Annotated in this window: 14 protein-coding genes; 10 read left to right on the top strand and 4 right to left on the bottom strand. The window is 70.1% G+C overall.

Annotation, left to right across the window (positions count from 1 at the left end):
• The first annotated feature begins 152 nt into the window (after positions 1 to 152).
• The 3 genes from ACWGUG_RS10330 (at position 153) to rplL (ending at position 2532) form a co-directional block, all read left to right on the top strand.
• Positions 153 to 1136, top strand: coding sequence for a hypothetical protein (locus ACWGUG_RS10330; protein ID WP_452324617.1), 984 nt, complete (start codon positions 153 to 155; stop codon positions 1134 to 1136).
• Positions 1137 to 1584: 448 nt separating this feature from the next.
• Entirely contained in the window at positions 1585 to 2100 is a 516-nt protein-coding gene (gene rplJ, locus ACWGUG_RS10325) for a 50S ribosomal protein L10 (RefSeq protein WP_194396148.1), read from the top strand.
• A gap of 42 nt (positions 2101 to 2142) precedes the next feature.
• Entirely contained in the window at positions 2143 to 2532 is a 390-nt protein-coding gene (rplL, locus tag ACWGUG_RS10320; RefSeq protein WP_141883983.1) for a 50S ribosomal protein L7/L12, read from the top strand.
• A 65-nt stretch (positions 2533 to 2597) separates the two neighbouring features.
• Here rplL and ACWGUG_RS10315 read toward each other — a convergent pair whose 3' ends face one another.
• On the bottom strand, positions 2598 to 3647 hold the full coding sequence (locus tag ACWGUG_RS10315) for a LacI family DNA-binding transcriptional regulator (protein WP_452324616.1): 1050 nt from the start codon (positions 3645 to 3647) through the stop codon (positions 2598 to 2600).
• A gap of 246 nt (positions 3648 to 3893) precedes the next feature.
• Between ACWGUG_RS10315 and ACWGUG_RS10310 the strand changes: the two genes are divergently transcribed.
• The 3 genes from ACWGUG_RS10310 to ACWGUG_RS10300 all read left to right on the top strand — a co-directional run bounded on the left by ACWGUG_RS10310 (position 3894) and on the right by ACWGUG_RS10300 (position 7643).
• Positions 3894 to 5234: an ABC transporter substrate-binding protein gene (locus ACWGUG_RS10310; protein ID WP_378884625.1), complete on the top strand. Its 1341-nt coding sequence runs from the start codon at positions 3894 to 3896 to the stop codon at positions 5232 to 5234.
• Between the two features lie 88 nt (positions 5235 to 5322).
• Complete coding sequence (locus ACWGUG_RS10305; RefSeq protein WP_336394877.1) at positions 5323 to 6669, top strand: carbohydrate ABC transporter permease; 1347 nt, start codon at positions 5323 to 5325, stop codon at positions 6667 to 6669.
• Complete coding sequence (locus ACWGUG_RS10300; protein ID WP_336394878.1) at positions 6669 to 7643, top strand: carbohydrate ABC transporter permease; 975 nt, start codon at positions 6669 to 6671, stop codon at positions 7641 to 7643. The genes ACWGUG_RS10305 and ACWGUG_RS10300 overlap by 1 nt, the downstream gene beginning before the upstream one ends.
• A gap of 75 nt (positions 7644 to 7718) precedes the next feature.
• Here ACWGUG_RS10300 and ACWGUG_RS10295 read toward each other — a convergent pair whose 3' ends face one another.
• Together ACWGUG_RS10295 and ACWGUG_RS10290 are read right to left on the bottom strand one after the other, a co-directional pair.
• On the bottom strand, positions 7719 to 8393 hold the full coding sequence (locus tag ACWGUG_RS10295; protein WP_452324615.1) for a DUF305 domain-containing protein: 675 nt from the start codon (positions 8391 to 8393) through the stop codon (positions 7719 to 7721).
• 9 nt (positions 8394 to 8402) lie between these two features.
• On the bottom strand, positions 8403 to 9113 hold the full coding sequence (locus tag ACWGUG_RS10290) for a DUF3105 domain-containing protein (protein ID WP_336394880.1): 711 nt from the start codon (positions 9111 to 9113) through the stop codon (positions 8403 to 8405).
• Positions 9114 to 9480: 367 nt separating this feature from the next.
• On the opposite strand from ACWGUG_RS10290, the gene ACWGUG_RS10285 reads away from it, so the two are divergent.
• Positions 9481 to 10872 carry a multidrug effflux MFS transporter gene (locus tag ACWGUG_RS10285; protein WP_378884616.1) on the top strand — a complete coding sequence of 464 codons (1392 nt, stop codon included), beginning with the start codon at positions 9481 to 9483 and terminating at the stop codon, positions 10870 to 10872.
• Positions 10873 to 10882: 10 nt separating this feature from the next.
• Here the strand turns inward: ACWGUG_RS10285 and ACWGUG_RS10280 are convergent, their stop codons facing one another.
• Positions 10883 to 11383: a nitroreductase family deazaflavin-dependent oxidoreductase gene (locus tag ACWGUG_RS10280; protein WP_452324614.1), complete on the bottom strand. Its 501-nt coding sequence runs from the start codon at positions 11381 to 11383 to the stop codon at positions 10883 to 10885.
• 106 nt (positions 11384 to 11489) lie between these two features.
• Between ACWGUG_RS10280 and ACWGUG_RS10275 the strand changes: the two genes are divergently transcribed.
• The 3 genes from ACWGUG_RS10275 to ACWGUG_RS10265 are packed head-to-tail and all read left to right on the top strand — an operon-like array spanning position 11490 to position 14822.
• A complete protein-coding gene (locus tag ACWGUG_RS10275) occupies positions 11490 to 12164 on the top strand; it encodes a phosphatase PAP2 family protein (RefSeq protein ID WP_452324613.1) in 675 nt (224 codons plus the stop codon).
• Between the two features lie 4 nt (positions 12165 to 12168).
• Positions 12169 to 14133 carry a helicase HerA-like domain-containing protein gene (locus ACWGUG_RS10270; protein ID WP_452324612.1) on the top strand — a complete coding sequence of 655 codons (1965 nt, stop codon included), beginning with the start codon at positions 12169 to 12171 and terminating at the stop codon, positions 14131 to 14133.
• A gap of 44 nt (positions 14134 to 14177) precedes the next feature.
• The gene (locus tag ACWGUG_RS10265) at positions 14178 to 14822 is read left to right on the top strand and encodes a DUF305 domain-containing protein (protein ID WP_452324611.1); all 645 of its coding nucleotides are present in this window, start codon (positions 14178 to 14180) and stop codon (positions 14820 to 14822) included.
• Positions 14823 to 14855: the final 33 nt, after the last annotated feature.

Below are 14855 nucleotides of genomic sequence, written 5' to 3'. Positions count from 1 at the left end.
CACGTGTGCCGGCGACGCGGCAGCCCAGGGTGCTGATCCCGAGCCCGGGAGCCTCTCCTCCCCAGCATCGGACGAGCCGGCGTTCCGCTCATCGGATCCACAGAAGGGAGCAGGCGACGACTTCTCGCGACGGCGTCTGGGACGTTGCTCGGATGCCCCGTCACATCGGTTTCGACGACGCACGACGCGCCGTGCTCACCCGCGAGCTGCTCGACCGCAATCGCTGGGGTGATCGAGACGTCAGGAGAGCGCTGGCGAACGGAACGCTCATCCGGCTGCACCGCAACTGCTATGTCCTCGAGGCCGACTGGGCGGACCTCTGGCCCGAATCGCGGCATCGGGTCGAGGTGGCCGCGGCTTTCGGTGAGATGCGTGGCGGCGGTGGCGTCGCATGCCGCGAGTCGAGTGCGGTGCTGTGGGAGCTCCCGCTTCACCGCCACGTCCCTCGCGCCGTCCACGTGACCCTTCCGGGTGGCAAGCACGTCTCCAGCCGAACCGGTCTCCGACGTCATCTGGAGGCGCTGCCGGCGGACGATGTGACAGAGCGGCACGGCATCCGCACGACGACGCTCGACAGGACGGTGTTCGACCTCGTCCGCTCTGTCGGGTTGGAGACCGCCGTCGCCGCAGCCGACGCCGCGCTGCGCCAGGTCGCGTTCCGCGACCGTACGTATGACGAGGACGCGGCAGAGGATTGGCGGGAGCGCATGCGCGTGCGAGTGGCGCGAGCGAAAGGCAAGCGCGGGGTCAGGCAGGCCGCGACGGTGGTCGAGATGGCGGATGGACGCGCCGAGTCGCCCGCCGAGAGCGTTGCACGAGTTCTGCTGCACGGGCTCGGCTTCGAGCGGGTCCGTCTGCAGGTGCCGGTGGCCGGGCCGGAGGGTCAGGACTATCGCGTGGATGCCGAGATCGAGGAGGCGAGGACCTTCCTCGAGGTGGACGGCATGGGGAAGTACGAGGATGAGGCGTTGAGGTCGGGGCGCACGCTCCAGCAGGTGCTCCTGGACGAGAAGCGTCGCGAGGACTGGATCCGCGGCACGACCCAGCAGCGTTTCGTCCGCGTAGAGGACAAGCACCTGCGCACCGCCCAGTCGCTCGCGGAGCGCCTCACGGCATTCGGCATCCGCCTGCCGTAGCCGTCGCCGTGCCGGAACATCGTGCCGAGTAACCGCGATCTCGGCGAGCAACCATGTTCTGGGCGCCGACAACGTGGTCTCTCGCCGAGATACTGCGATGTCGGCGGAGGGTTGGGGAGTGTTGGGGGGAGGAAGGGCCACCGGGCAGGAGGGGGCCCGGGGGACCGGGCGGCCGGGGGAGGGGCGTCGATTTGGCGGAGGGGGCGGCATCGCGTACCCTTGGGGAAGCCGAAGACCGCCGGTCATCGACGTGCGTGTAAGCGTACGAGATCGAAGCACTGCGAATGCAGGGGCCCGCGCAGGTGTCACGAACGATTCTCCTGGATCCAGGATTCTGCTCCGTGCGCTTGCGCCGGAGCTTTTTTCATTCCCGTGACGAGACCAGATGACGGATGCCTCCGGCCGGCGCCCGCCACCGCGGAGCGTCTCGTACACACAAGGAGTGGCCATGGCGCAGAAGGAAGCATCGGTCGCCGAGCTCACGAAGCACTTCGAGGACTCGACCGCCGTTCTGCTGACCGAGTACCGCGGTCTGACGGTTGCGCAGCTCAAGGAGCTGCGCAACAGCATCCGTCAGGACGCGGAGTACGCCGTGGTGAAGAACACGCTGACCAAGATCGCCGCGAACAACGCGGGGATCACGTCGCTGGACGACGACCTCAAGGGTCCGTCGGCCGTGGCGTTCGTGCACGGTGACCCGGTCGCCGTCGCGAAGGGTCTGCGCGCCTTCGCCAAGGCACACCCTCTTCTCGTGATCAAGGGCGGTTTCTTCGACGGAAACCCCCTGAGCGCGGACGAGGTCAACAAGCTCGCCGACCTCGAGAGCCGTGAAGTCCTGCTGGCGAAGCTCGCCGGCGCGATGAAGGCCTCGATGACGAAGGCGGCCTACGTCTTCAACGCACTGCCGTCGAAGGCCGTTCGCACGGTCGACGCACTGCGCGAGAAGCAGGAGTCCGCGGCCTGAACGGGCCTCGGCTAAGCAAAACCACAATCAAGGAGAATCATCATGGCAAAGCTCAGCACTGAGGAGCTGCTCGACGCGTTCAAGGAGCTCACGCTCATCGAGCTCAGCGAGTTCGTCAAGGCGTTCGAGGAGACCTTCGACGTCACCGCCGCCGCCCCCGTGGCCGTGGCCGCTGCCGGCGCTCCCGCCGGTGGTGCCCCCGCCGAGGAGGCCGAGGAGAAGGACTCGTTCGACGTCATCCTCGAGGCCGCCGGCGACAAGAAGATCCAGGTCATCAAGGTCGTCCGCGAGCTGACCTCGCTCGGCCTCGGTGAGGCGAAGGCCGTCGTCGACGGTGCTCCCAAGGCCGTCCTCGAGGGCGCCAACAAGGAGACCGCCGAGAAGGCTCAGGCCGCCCTCCAGGAGGCCGGCGCGACGGTTACCCTCAAGTAATCTCGCTTCTGCGAATACGAAGGCCCCGGATGCTTCGCATCCGGGGCCTTCGTCATGTCCGCCGATCAGGAGCCGCCCGACGGCCCCACGCCGATGACCGCCGACGCCTCGTCGTCGACGGGGGCCGTGGAGTTGCGGACCACGAGCGGTGACGACTCGTAGAGCCGGTGCGTCGGCGCGCCGGGGTCGTCGAGCTGCCACATGAGCAGCTGCACCGCGGCGCGGCCCTGCTGGTGGGGCCGCTGCTGCAGCGTCGTGAGCGAGAACATCTCGGCGTAGGCGTGGTCGTCGATGCCGACGACGCTGAGGCGCTCCGGCACGCGGATGCCGAGCCGGCGGGCGGCGATGATGGCGCCGACGGCCACCTCGTCGCACACTCCGACGATGGCGGTCGGCCGCGTGCGACGGTCGCCCAGCAGCTCGACCGCGGCGCCGTACCCGCCCGGCAGGGTGACCTCGGACGGCACATGGCGCATCCGGGCCTCCAGGCCCGCGTCGCACATCGCCGCCCGGTAGCCGTGGAGGCGACGGCCGTCCCCGAAGCTCGTGCGGCGGCCGTCCGGGTCGCCGCCGAGGAACGCGATCTCGCGGTGCCCGAGGCCGACGAGGTGATCGGTGGCGATGCGCGCCGCTGCCTGATCGTCGATCGTCACCGCGTTTGTGCCGATGTCGTAGCCGCCGACGGCGACGACCGGCTTGCCGAAGGCCACCAGGCGCTCGAGCTCGTGCGCGCTCGGCTCGATGCCCACCGCGATCAGTCCGTCGAACCTCTTGCGCGCCAGGAAGTGCTCGAACATCTCGCGCCGGGCGGCCGACTCCGGCGGTGCGCCGTACAGCGCGAGGTCGTACCGCCGCTCCAGGAGGGCGTCCTGGATGCCCTCGAGCACCTGCGCGAAGAACCACCGGTCGAGTGAGGGCATGACCACGCCCACGGTCTGCGTGCGTCCGGTGACGAGGCTGACCGCGCTGGTGGTCGGCACGTAGCCCAGCGCAGCGGCGGCGTCCTGGACGCGCGCCCGCGTGCCCGCCGAGACGTAGCCCGAGCCGGTGAGCGCGCGCGAGGCCGTCGACTTCGACACGCCTGCCACCCGAGCCACGTCGGCGATGCCCGCCATCGGGGTCCTCCTCGTGCGTCCGGGGACATCACCGTCACCCGGAAATCTGGAACCGGTTCCAGGCCTCATTGTGCCGTGCAGGTGCGGACGGCACCACCCCCGATACGCAGGTTTACCGAGTTGTGACCGGGGGAGATTGTGCGCCCCGGCGGCATCCCCTAGCGTGATCATGGAATCGGTTCCCGATCTCTCACGTGCGGAGCCCGAGAGGCGCGGCTCCGCGAACTCAAGGAGGAGGCAGACACCATGACTGCACTGCGATCCCGCCGCGGACGCGGCTACATCGCACTGGGAGTGGCGACCATCGCGGCGCTGACGCTCGCCGGCTGCGCCGAAGGCGGTGACGAGGCCGGTGACGACGGCTCGGTCGAGGGGGAGACCGTCGAGATCGCAGGCGGCATCACCGGCTCGGAGGCGGAGAACCTCCAGAAGTCGTTCGACCAGTTCACCGAGGACACCGGCATCATCGTCGAGTACACCGGCGACAAGGGCTTCGAGGGCAACATCGTCACGAAGGTCGCGGGCGGATCCGCTCCCGACATCGCGATCGTGCCGCAGCCCGGTCTGCTCCGTTCGCTCATCGAGACCGGCGAGGTCCAGGAGGCCACCGAGGAGGTGTCGGCGAACGTCGACGAGTACTGGTCGGAGGACTGGAAGGAGTACGGCTCGCTGGACGGCACCTTCTACGCCGCTCCGATGCTGGCGAACCTGAAGGGCTACGTGTACTACTCGCCCGCCAGCTTCGAAGAGTGGGGCGTCGAGGTCCCGAAGACCTGGGACGAACTGCTCGAGCTGACGCAGACGATCCGCGACGCCACCGGAGAGCCCCCGTGGTGCGCCGGCTTCTCGTCCGAGGCGGCGTCGGGCTGGCCGGGCACCGACTGGGTCGAGGACCTCGTCCTGCGCGGAGCGGGCCCGGACGTGTACGACAGCTGGGCCGCGGGCGACACGCCCTTCACCGACCCCGACATCGAGGCCGCGTTCGACGCCGTGGGCGAGATCCTGCTGAACCCGGAGTACGTCAACGCCGGCTTCGGTGATGTCAAGAGCATCAACTCGACGGCGTTCGGCGACCCGATCGCGGCGGCCGTGGCCAACGGCACGTGCGCGCTCACGCACCAGGGTTCGTTCCTCACGGCGAACTTCCTCACCGCCCAGACGGCGGAGGGCGAGACGCCGACCATTGCCCCTGACGGCGACATCTACGCGTTCATCCTCCCCGGCATCGAGGAGGGCGAGCTGGCGGTCGAGGGCGGCGGCGAGTTCGTGACGGCGTTCTCGGACGACGCCGCGACGCAGGCGGTGCTCGAGTACATGTCGACCCCGGAGTTCGCCGACGCGCGCGTCGAGCTCGGCGGCGCCATCTCGGCCAACACGGGCGCCGACCCGTCGCTGGCGTCGAGCGAGTTCCTGACCGAGGCGATGGAGATCGTGCAGGACCCGAACACGGTGTTCCGCTTCGACGCCTCCGACCTGATGCCGGCGACTGTCGGCTCGGGCTCCTTCTGGCGCGGCATGGTCGACTGGATCGACGGCAAGCCGACGTCGCAGGTCCTGGAAGACATCCAGGCAGGCTACGAGAACTGACGCACCGCACGTCGGTGCCGGGGTCCGCGCACGCGGTCCCGGCACCGGCGTGACGTCATCCGTCGGCGTCGACGGGGGAAGGCAGAACATGTCTCAGACCACAACATCGGCGGCGGATCAGGGGCAGACGATGCCCCCGCCTGCCGAGCGCGGCGGAAGGAAGCCGCCGTCGCAGAAGACGACCCGGCTCGTCGTCACGATCGGGCTCATCCTGATCGCGGCGCTGGTGGTCTTCCTGCTCCTCAGCCCTCCGAATCAGGACGCCAGGCCCGTCTCGCTGGGCATCTCGTTCAACTCGTTCTTCCAGTGGATCGGCAACCTGGGGCCGATCGCCCAGATCCCCGTCATCGTGCTGATCTTCGGCGTGGTGGTCGCGATCCTGCTCGTGCTGATCGAGTACGCCCCGCGTGCGGGGCGCGGCTACTTCTGGCTGCGGCTCATCTCGTGCTTCGCGATCCCGTTCCTGGCGTTCATGATGCTGCGCCCGTACGAGGGCGCCGTCCTGTACGTGGTCCCCATCGCCCTCATCTCCGGCGGACTGCTGTTCTACGCCGACCACCGCGCGCGCGAAGGGTCCGGCTACCTGTACCAGCTGGTGCTCTTCATGGCGCCGGCCGCCATCCTGCTCCTGGTCGGCCTGGTGTATCCCACCATCTCGACGGTCATCCAGTCGTTCTACGACAAGAGCGGCGAGAACTTCGTCGGGATGGAGAACTACGTCTGGGCCTTCACGAATCCGCAGGGATTCTGGTCGATCATCAATACGCTCATCTGGGCGATCTTCGCCCCGGTGTTCTCGCTCATCGTCGGGCTCGCGTACGCGGCCTTCATGGAGCGCGCGCGCGGTGACCGTCTGCTGAAGATCCTCGTCTTCATGCCGTTCGCGTTCGCCGGGGTGAGCATGAGCATCATCTGGCGGTTCGTGTACGACTACCGCCAGGGCGAGCAGGTCGGCCTCCTCAACGCCATCGTCGTCGCCTTCGGCGGCGAGCCGGTCCGGTGGCTCGACATCTGGCCGCTGGTCAACACGTTCTGCCTGCTCTTCGTGTTCGTCTGGGCGCAGACGGGCTTCGCCATGGTGGTGCTGTCCGCCGCGATCAAGGCGGTCCCCGCCGAGCAGCTCGAGGCGGCCCAGCTGGACGGGACGTCGGCGTGGCAGCGCTTCATCAACGTCACGGTCCCCGGGATCCGCGGTGCGATCATCGTCGTGCTGACCACGATCACGATCGCCGCACTGAAGCTGTACGACATCGTCGCGGTGATGACCGGTGGCCGGTCGAACTCGACGGTCCTCGGCTTCGAGATGGTCAACCAGCAGCAGCGTTTCCAGAGCTACGGGCACTCGGCGGCGCTGGCGGTGCTCATCTTCCTCTTCGTCACGCCCCTGCTCGTCTACAACGTGATCCAGCTTCGCAAGCAGAGGGAGGTCCGCTGATGACCGCCGTCGAATCCGAGACGACGAGCTTCGACAGAGCGGCCGCGCGCAAGGTCGCACGCGAGACGCGTCGCAACGAGTCGCAGGCGCAGAAGCGGCTCACGTCGCCGCTGGCGACCGTGATCGCGGTGGCGATCGCCTTCCTGTGGACGATCCCGACCCTCGGCCTGCTCATCACGTCGTTCCGCCCCGGTGCGGACTCGGCAACGTCGGGCTGGTGGACGGTCTTCACGAACCCGGACTTCACGCTCGGCAACTACGAGGCCGCGCTGACGTCGGGGGGAACCGCGCTGACCCTGGGGGAGTCCTTCCTCAACTCCCTCGCGATCACCATCCCCGTCACGGTGTTCTCGCTCGCGATCGCCTCGCTGGCGGCCTACGCCTTCGCGTGGATGGACTTCAAGGGCCGCGGGTTCCTGTTCGTCGCGGTGTTCGCGCTGCAGATCGTGCCGATCCAGATGGCCCTGGTGCCACTGCTGACGCTGTTCTCGCGGGGACTGGAGATCGGCGACGTGATGATCTTCCCTGGCCTGGAGATGCGCGAGGTGGACCACAGCTTCGCGACGGTGTGGATCGCCCACACCATCTTCGCGATGCCGCTGGCCATCTTCCTGCTGCACAACTTCATCTCCGAGATCCCCTCGGATGTGATCGAGGCGGCTCGGGTGGACGGCGCAGGACACGGGCAGATCTTCTTCCGGATCATCCTCCCGCTGTCCACGCCCGCGCTGGCGTCCTTCGCCATCTTCGAGTTCATCTGGGTGTGGAACGACCTGCTCGTCGCGACGATCTTCGCGCCGACCTCGTCGCTGCCGATGACGCAGACGCTGAACTCCCTCTCGGGCTCGTGGGGCGATCAGTGGTTCCTGCTGTCGGCAGGAGCCTTCCTCGTGCTGATCGTGCCGCTCATCGTGTTCCTGGCCATGCAGCGCTTCTTCGTGCGAGGCCTCATGGCGGGTGCCACGAAGGGCTGACACAGCAGATCGACGGATGCCGCGGCCAGGCGCTGAGCGCCGGTCCGCGGCATCCGTCGTCCGAGGGTCGGTGTGTCAGGCGCTGCAGCCGAGGCGCCGCTGGATGGATTGCATCGCGTCGATCTCGGCCGTCTGGCCCGACTGGATCGTCCCGGCGACCTGCAGCGCGCGAGGGTCGCTCCCGAGCTCGAGGAGCGCCTCTGCCATCGGGATCGCGCCCTCGTGGTGCCGGATCATCAGCTCGAGGAAGAGGCAGTCCGCCTCCTGGCCGGTGGCGGTCCGGAGCGCGGTCAGCTCTTCGGCCGAAGCCATCCCCATGGCCGCCCGCGCCTCGTCCTCGGACATCGCCTCGCCCGTGCTCGAACCGTGGTCGTGGTCGACGGAGGATTCCGCCATCCACTGCATCATCGGGTCGCCGGTCTGGGGGAGCCCCCACTGCACGAGCCAGTCGTACATCTCGCCGCGCTGGCCGGCCTGGCCGGTGGCGATGTCGTACGACAGCACGCGCAGCTCGTCGTCCTCGGTCTTGCGGTAGATCTCCATCGCCATCTCGATCGCCTGGGCGTGGTGCACCTGCATGTCGCGCGAGAAACCGGCCTCGGGTGAGCTCGTCCCCGGGGCGGCGACGCTCTGCGCCGCGCCGAACGTCGAGAACCGGCCGACCGCGACACCGAGCGCGGCGATCAGGACGAGCCCGACGACGATGACCACCCAGCGCCGGGGGGATCCGGTCGAGGCGTCGTCCGACACGACGGAACCCTACTGCTTGCCGGGGGCGTCGAACGCGCCGGTGCAGGCCGCGTTCGGCTCGGGGGCGTTGGTGCTGCGCCAGTACGCGCGGACGAACTCCTCGATGCGCTCGTCGTCGGCGGCGTCGACCTTGAGCTGGGCGTTCCACGCGCTGACGGCGATCGGGGTGTCCATGCCCTCGTAGGGCGAGAGCACCGTGTAGGTGGAGGGCAGCTGCGCCTCGAGCGCCGCGATGTCGTCGTCCGAGACCTGGGCGGGGTCGTAGGTGACCCACACCGCGCCGTGCTCCAGCGAGTGGACGGCGTTCTCGTTCGGCACCGGCTCGGTGTAGACGCCGCAGTTCAGCCAGATCGCGTTGTGGTCGCCGCCGGCCGGAGGGGTCTGCTCGTAGTCGACGGTCGTGTCGACGTGGTTGGCGGTGTTCTCGAACGTTTCGAGACCCTCGATGCCGCTGCCGTCGCTGTCGCCGCGGTCGTAGGTCGGAGGGGCAGCGGGGGCGAACACGATCGACGCGACGATCGCGGCCACCACCAGCAGCGCGGCCGCCGAGCCGACGATCCACCAGACGAGCCGGCTGCGGCGCCGCTTGGCGAGCTGCCGCTGGTACTCCGCGAGCTTCTCCTGGCGCTTCTGCTCGCGCTGCTGCTTGACCGTGAGGTCGATCTGGGCCTGCGTTGCCGGGTTGCCGCTCTTGCGCTTGTCGGCCTGGGACGGGGTCATGCTCGTGATCTCTGCCAATCGATGAACAGCGGTCGGGGCGCCCGGCCCACGCCGTTCGGCGGGAGGCTGACGGGTTGCCCTCATCCTATGCGAGCGAATGAGCCCTGCCCTGAGAAGGGCCCGACAGCCGGGACCTGTCCCGGCGCCCTCCGGGAGAGCGCTTGCGAGCGGGGCGGGACCATCCGGTAACATGGTGCTCGAATCGATTCGACCTTGACGGTCTCCCGCACGAGCAGCGACGCCGATCGGCAGCGTCGGACGACTCGCGCCCGCTCCCTCCGCACCCGCACGCCCTCCCGGCGCACCGCCCGTGCGATCGCTTTCCCCGCCTCGCTCCTGACGGCCTTGCCACGAAACGAAGTCCCTGTTGCTCGATACCGCATCCATCCCCGTCCAGCGGCGCGAAGACCGCGTCCCCGCCGAGCCCCGGCCCGAAGACCAGGGCCGCGCCGCCCTCCCCCCGAAGCCCCACGCGACGTCGACGGGCGCCATCCGCACCCTCGGCAGCAATCCGGCGACCGCGCCCATCGTGCTGCACCCAGGCGACTCGATCCCGCATCGCCGCCGGGTGCTCTACATCGTCCTGCTCGGCGCGCTGACGGCGCTGGGTCCGTTCACGATCGACCTGTACCTGCCGGCGTTCCCGGTGCTCGAGGCGGACTTCGACACCACCGCGGCAGCCATCCAGCTGACCCTCACCGGCACCATGATCGGCTTCGCTCTGGGTCAGCTCATCGTCGGCCCGCTCAGCGACAAGGTGGGCCGTCGCGTGCCGCTCCTCGCGGTCACCGCCCTCCATGTGCTGGCCAGCACCGCCGCCGCCTTCGCGCCCACGCTCGAGCTGCTGTCCGTGGCACGCGTGCTGCAGGGAGCGGGGGCGGCCGCCGGCGGCGTGGTCGCGGCAGCGATCGTGCGCGACCTGTTCGGCGGCCGGCGTCTGGTCGTCATGCTCTCCCGGCTGGCGCTCGTCTCGGGTGTCGCGCCGGTGCTCGCGCCGCTGGTCGGTTCCGCGCTCCTGGCCGTCATGCCCTGGCGCGGCATCTTCGTCGTGCTGGCCGTCTACGGGGCCGTGATGCTGGTCTCGGCGATGATCTTCCTCCCCGAGACGCTTCCGCCGGCGCGCCGGCACGAGAGGGGCGCGACGACCGTGTGGCAGCGGTATCGCAGCGTCTTCAGCGACCGCGTGTTCATCGGCGTGCTCATCATCGGCGGAATGACCTTCTCCGGCCTCTTCTCGTACCTGTCGAGCTCATCGTTCCTGTTCCAGCAGGAGTACGGCTTCAACGCCCAGCAGTACGGCCTGCTCTTCGCCGCCAACTCGCTCGGCGTCGTGGTCGGCGTCCAGACGGCGTCGCGCCTGGCCGCGCGCTTCGGCCCGCAGTGGGTCATGGCGTGGTCGACCGCCGTGCTCGCGGTCTCGGCATCCGCCATCATCATCACCGACCAGCTCGGCCTCGGCATCTGGGGCACGATCATCCCGCTGTTCGTGTTCATGACCGGCTGCGGATTCACCTTCCCCTGCGTGCAGGTGCTGGCGCTCGACCGGCACGGCAAGGCGGCGGGCACGGCCCAGTCGATCATCGGCGCCACGAACTTCGGCGTGGCCGGGATCATCTCGCCGCTCGTGGGGTGGCTCGCGGCGGATGCCGGCATCACCGCGACCACCATGGCGTCCGTCATGGTCGGATGCTCCGTCGTGGGTGTGCTCGCGCTGTGGCTGATCGTGCGCCCGCGCACGGTGGAGCGGCTCGCGCCCTGAGCCGACCGGTTCAGGGCGCGGGCGGTCGCACCGGCTGCAGGACGAACAGCCGCACCGTGCGCCCGGACTCGCGCTCGTAGTCGCGGTAGCCCGGCCACTGGCGCTGGATGAGGGACCAGGCGGCCTCGCGTTCGCCGGCGGGGATGAGTGCGGCGCGGACCGCCATGCGCCGTCCGCGCACGGTGATCGCGGCGTCAGGGTGCGCGAGCAGGTTCCCGGTCCACGCAGGATGCCGCGCCCCCGCGAAGTTGGTCCCGGCCACGATCGCCCGCCCGCGCCCGTCGGGGGTGTACATGAGGGGCACGTCCCGCGGCTCACCCGACGTGGCGCCGACCGTGTGGAGCACGAGCGAGGGGACGAGCAGCGCGCTCAGCTGCACGCGGCCGTGCGTCGCGCGGGCGATCGCCCGTTCGATCGGCGGGAGCAGCGTCGGGCCGATGATGCGCCGGAACAGGCGCGTGCGGGTGAGGGGCGCGACGACCGCCCTTACGACGTCGACGACGCGGGTCATGCCACCTCCGTCCCGCCGCAGCGCGGATCGAGTCCGAACCATAGCATCCGCGTGGCGATCACGGCGAGAGGGTGACCGCGGTGGTGCCGCGCGGCAGAATGGGGCGATGACGACATCGGCGGAGCGGCGGGTCGCGGTACCGGTGGTCGCCTTTCTGATCGTGGGCGGAGGCCTCGCGCTGCTCGCGTGCCTGCTCGGATGGTGGGTATTCAGCAGGGGCGACGAGCCGTTCGCGATCGACCTCGGGTGGAACGCCTTGGTGGCCGCCATGTTCAACCCGGTGTTCAGCGCCTTCTCGTACTTCATGGACTGGGTCGGCGGCGGGTGGGTCGCCGTCCTCGCGGTGCCCATCGGCGGCGCCCTCGTGCTCGTCCTGCTGCGGCGGCCGTGGGCGGCCGTGTACTTCGTCGCGGCGGAGGCGGTGTCGGCCGGCGGCGTCCAGGTGCTCAAGCACCTGTTCGGACGGGTCCGCCCCGAGGACATCGTCGTTGTCGCGGACTACGGCTCATACCCGTCCGGGCATGTCGCCAACGCCGCCACGATCGCCGTCGCCGCCTACGTCATCTTCCCGCGGGTGTGGGTGGCGATCGTCGGCGGGGTGTGGATCATCCTGATGGCGTTCAGCCGCACGTATCTGCACGCGCACTGGCTGAGTGACACCGTCGGCGGAGCCCTGATCGGCGCGGGCGCCGCCCTCCTCGTGGCGGCCGCGTTCGCGGTCCCGATGGCGAGGGAGCGGGAGAAACTCGATGTCAGGGCGAAACGCGCGTCGATAGGCTGAGCGGATGACCGCCGCCGACGCGCCAGACCCGCCTGCGACCGCACCCTCGACCGACCCGGCCGTCGCCGCCGCGGAGGCCGAATTGGCCCGCCTGCGGGCGGAAGCGGAGGCGGCCGAGGCGCAGCTCAAGGCTGCGCAGGCCAAGGCCGCGCTCGCCGCCGCCGAAGCGGCCGCCGCGAAGGCCCGCGTCGGAGGAGAGGCCGCCGCGCCGTCGGCCCCGACGGCCGACGCGACACCCGCGCCGTCCGCAGCCCCGGCGCCCCCGCTCCCGGAGCCGCAGACCCCGGCGCCCGCCCCCGGTACGGACCTGCCGCGCACGACCGCCGGCCCGCTCGACGCGGACGAGGTCCGCGACATCGCCGACGGCTACGGATTCGAGGGCGCCACGCTCGACCTCGGCGCGCTGGTCAACGGCGAGCCGGTGCCGGAGGCCCAGGTCCGCATCCCGCTGGGGATGATGAACCGGCACGGCCTGATCGCCGGCGCCACCGGAACCGGCAAGACGCGCACCCTGCAGGGGCTGGCCGAGCAGCTCGCCGCCAAGGGGGTCCCCGTCTTCGCCGCGGACATCAAGGGCGACCTGTCGGGGGTGGCGACGCCCGGTGAGCCGAGCGAGAAGCTGCTGGCGCGCACCCGGGGGATCGCGCAGGACTGGACGCCCGAGGCATCCGTCACCGAGTACTTCGCCCTGGGCGGCATCGGCAAGGGCGTGCCCGTGCGGGCGACGGTGTCCGGCTTCGGGCCGCTGCTGCTCAGCAAGGTGCTGGGGCTCAACGCCACGCAGGAGTCGAGCCTGGGCCTGGTGTTCCACTACGCCGACGCGAACGGCCTGGCGCTGGTCGACCTGGCCGACCTCCGGGCCGTGCTCACGCACCTCACGAGCGACGAGGGCAAGGCCGAGCTCAAGGAGCTGGGTGGATTGTCGGCGGCGACGGCCGGCGTGATCCTGCGCGAGCTGATCACGTTCGCGGATGCCGGAGCCGACGTCTTCTTCGGCGAACCCGAGTTCGAGGTGGCCGACTTCATCCGCACGGCGCCCGACGGGCGGGGCGTCATCAGCTTGCTCGAGGTCCCGGGCGTGATCGACAAGCCCGAGCTGTTCTCGACCTTCCTGATGTACCTGCTGGCCGAGCTGTTCGAGATCCTGCCCGAGGTGGGGGATCCCGACAAGCCCGAGCTGGTCTTCTTCTTCGACGAGGCGCACCTGCTCTTCACGGACGCCTCGAAGGACTTCCTCGCGGCGATCGTGCAGACCGTGCGCCTCATCCGCTCGAAGGGCGTCGGCGTCTTCTTCGTGACGCAGACGCCCAAGGATGTGCCGTCCGACGTGCTCGCCCAGCTCGGCTCGCGCGTGCAGCACGCGCTGCGCGCCTTCACCCCCGACGACGCCAAGGCCCTGCGCGCGACCGTCGGCACGTACCCCACGTCGGGTTACGACCTCGAGCGCGTGCTGCAGGAGCTCGGCACCGGCGAGGCGATCGTCACGGTGATGAGCGAGAAGGGAGCACCCACACCGGTCGCCTGGACGCGGCTGCGCGCACCGCAGGGACTCATGTCGCCGACCCCCGACCCCGCGATCGAGGCGGCGGTGAAGGCGTCGCCGCTCCTGGCGAAGTACGGCACGGCGATCGACCGCGAGTCCGCGCGCGAGATCCTCACCGCCAAGATGCGGGCGGCCGACGAAGCCGCCGCCGCGGAGGAGGCGGCCCTCGCGAAGGCCAAGGCGGACGCCGAGTACGCGAAGCAGAAGGCGGCGATCGACAAGCAGCAGGCGGCGGCCGAGAAGAAGGCGCGGCAGGAGTACGAGCGCCTGCTCAAGAAGACCGCCGGCACCACGCGCACCACGCGCACCACGCGCGCGTCGCGCTCGTCGTCGAAGTCCCCGCTGGAGCAGATCCTCGACTCCAAGTCCACGCAGACGATACTGGGTGGGGTGATCCGCGGGATCTTCGGCACCGGCAGGCGCTGAGGCATCCGACCCGAACCGGATCCTCGCCGTTCCGGAGGTCTCGCGTGCGCCGCAGAGCAGTCGTCGTCGCCGCGCTGACGCTCGCCCTGGCGACGACGGCCGCGGGCGTCGCGCTCGCCGTGGCGGCAGGGGCGCCTTCGGCGGGGAAGACGGATGCCGCGCCCTCGCCCAGCCGGACACCGTCGGCCGGCGCGCACGAGGTCACCCCCGACGACTATTGCTACGTCGAGGCGATGATCTACTACCGCGTCGAGGAGTCCGAGCTGGCCGAGACGCTGCTGCGCAAGGACGGGATCGACGCCGGTGCCCTGGGGTTCGCCGGTGGCATCGCGGCGCGCGACGCCGACGAGCTCGACCGGCTTCGCGAGTGGTACCTCTCGTGGGCGGACGCGCGCCCGGTCGAGCCACCGAAGGACGGCCCCTGCGGTGGTCACGGCGCCGACCACGCGCAGATGCCCGGCATGCCGACGTGGAGCACGGTGCAGGGATTCGTCGACGCGCAGCACCCCGACGCCGAACGCCGGTTCGCCGAGATCCTGCGCGATCAGAACGCCGGCATGGTGGCACTCATCGGGCTCATCCTCGACGGCGACCCGCACCCGGCCGTCGCGGAGTCGGCCGAGGCGGTGCTGAGGCAGGCGCGCGCCGACCAGGAGACGCTGCGCGGGATCCTCGACGCGGCGCCGTGAGCGCGGGCGGCGGGGCGCGGCATCCGTTGTCCC

The organism is Microbacterium sp. NPDC055455, from assembly GCF_053619935.1.
The sequence above is the reverse complement of the archived record's forward strand: the minus strand, read 5'-3'. Positions and strand labels throughout refer to the sequence as shown.

Coding starts and splice junctions, on each gene's coding strand:
- ACWGUG_RS10330 (WP_452324617.1), top strand. CDS start 153: ATGCCCCGTCACATCGGTTTCGACGACGCACGACGCGCCGTGCTCACC.
- rplJ (WP_194396148.1), top strand. CDS start 1,585: ATGGCGCAGAAGGAAGCATCGGTCGCCGAGCTCACGAAGCACTTCGAG.
- rplL (WP_141883983.1), top strand. CDS start 2,143: ATGGCAAAGCTCAGCACTGAGGAGCTGCTCGACGCGTTCAAGGAGCTC.
- ACWGUG_RS10315 (WP_452324616.1), bottom strand. CDS start 3,647: ATGGCGGGCATCGCCGACGTGGCTCGGGTGGCAGGCGTGTCGAAGTCG.
- ACWGUG_RS10310 (WP_378884625.1), top strand. CDS start 3,894: ATGACTGCACTGCGATCCCGCCGCGGACGCGGCTACATCGCACTGGGA.
- ACWGUG_RS10305 (WP_336394877.1), top strand. CDS start 5,323: ATGTCTCAGACCACAACATCGGCGGCGGATCAGGGGCAGACGATGCCC.
- ACWGUG_RS10300 (WP_336394878.1), top strand. CDS start 6,669: ATGACCGCCGTCGAATCCGAGACGACGAGCTTCGACAGAGCGGCCGCG.
- ACWGUG_RS10290 (WP_336394880.1), bottom strand. CDS start 9,113: ATGACCCCGTCCCAGGCCGACAAGCGCAAGAGCGGCAACCCGGCAACG.
- ACWGUG_RS10280 (WP_452324614.1), bottom strand. CDS start 11,383: ATGACCCGCGTCGTCGACGTCGTAAGGGCGGTCGTCGCGCCCCTCACC.
- ACWGUG_RS10275 (WP_452324613.1), top strand. CDS start 11,490: ATGACGACATCGGCGGAGCGGCGGGTCGCGGTACCGGTGGTCGCCTTT.
- ACWGUG_RS10270 (WP_452324612.1), top strand. CDS start 12,169: ATGACCGCCGCCGACGCGCCAGACCCGCCTGCGACCGCACCCTCGACC.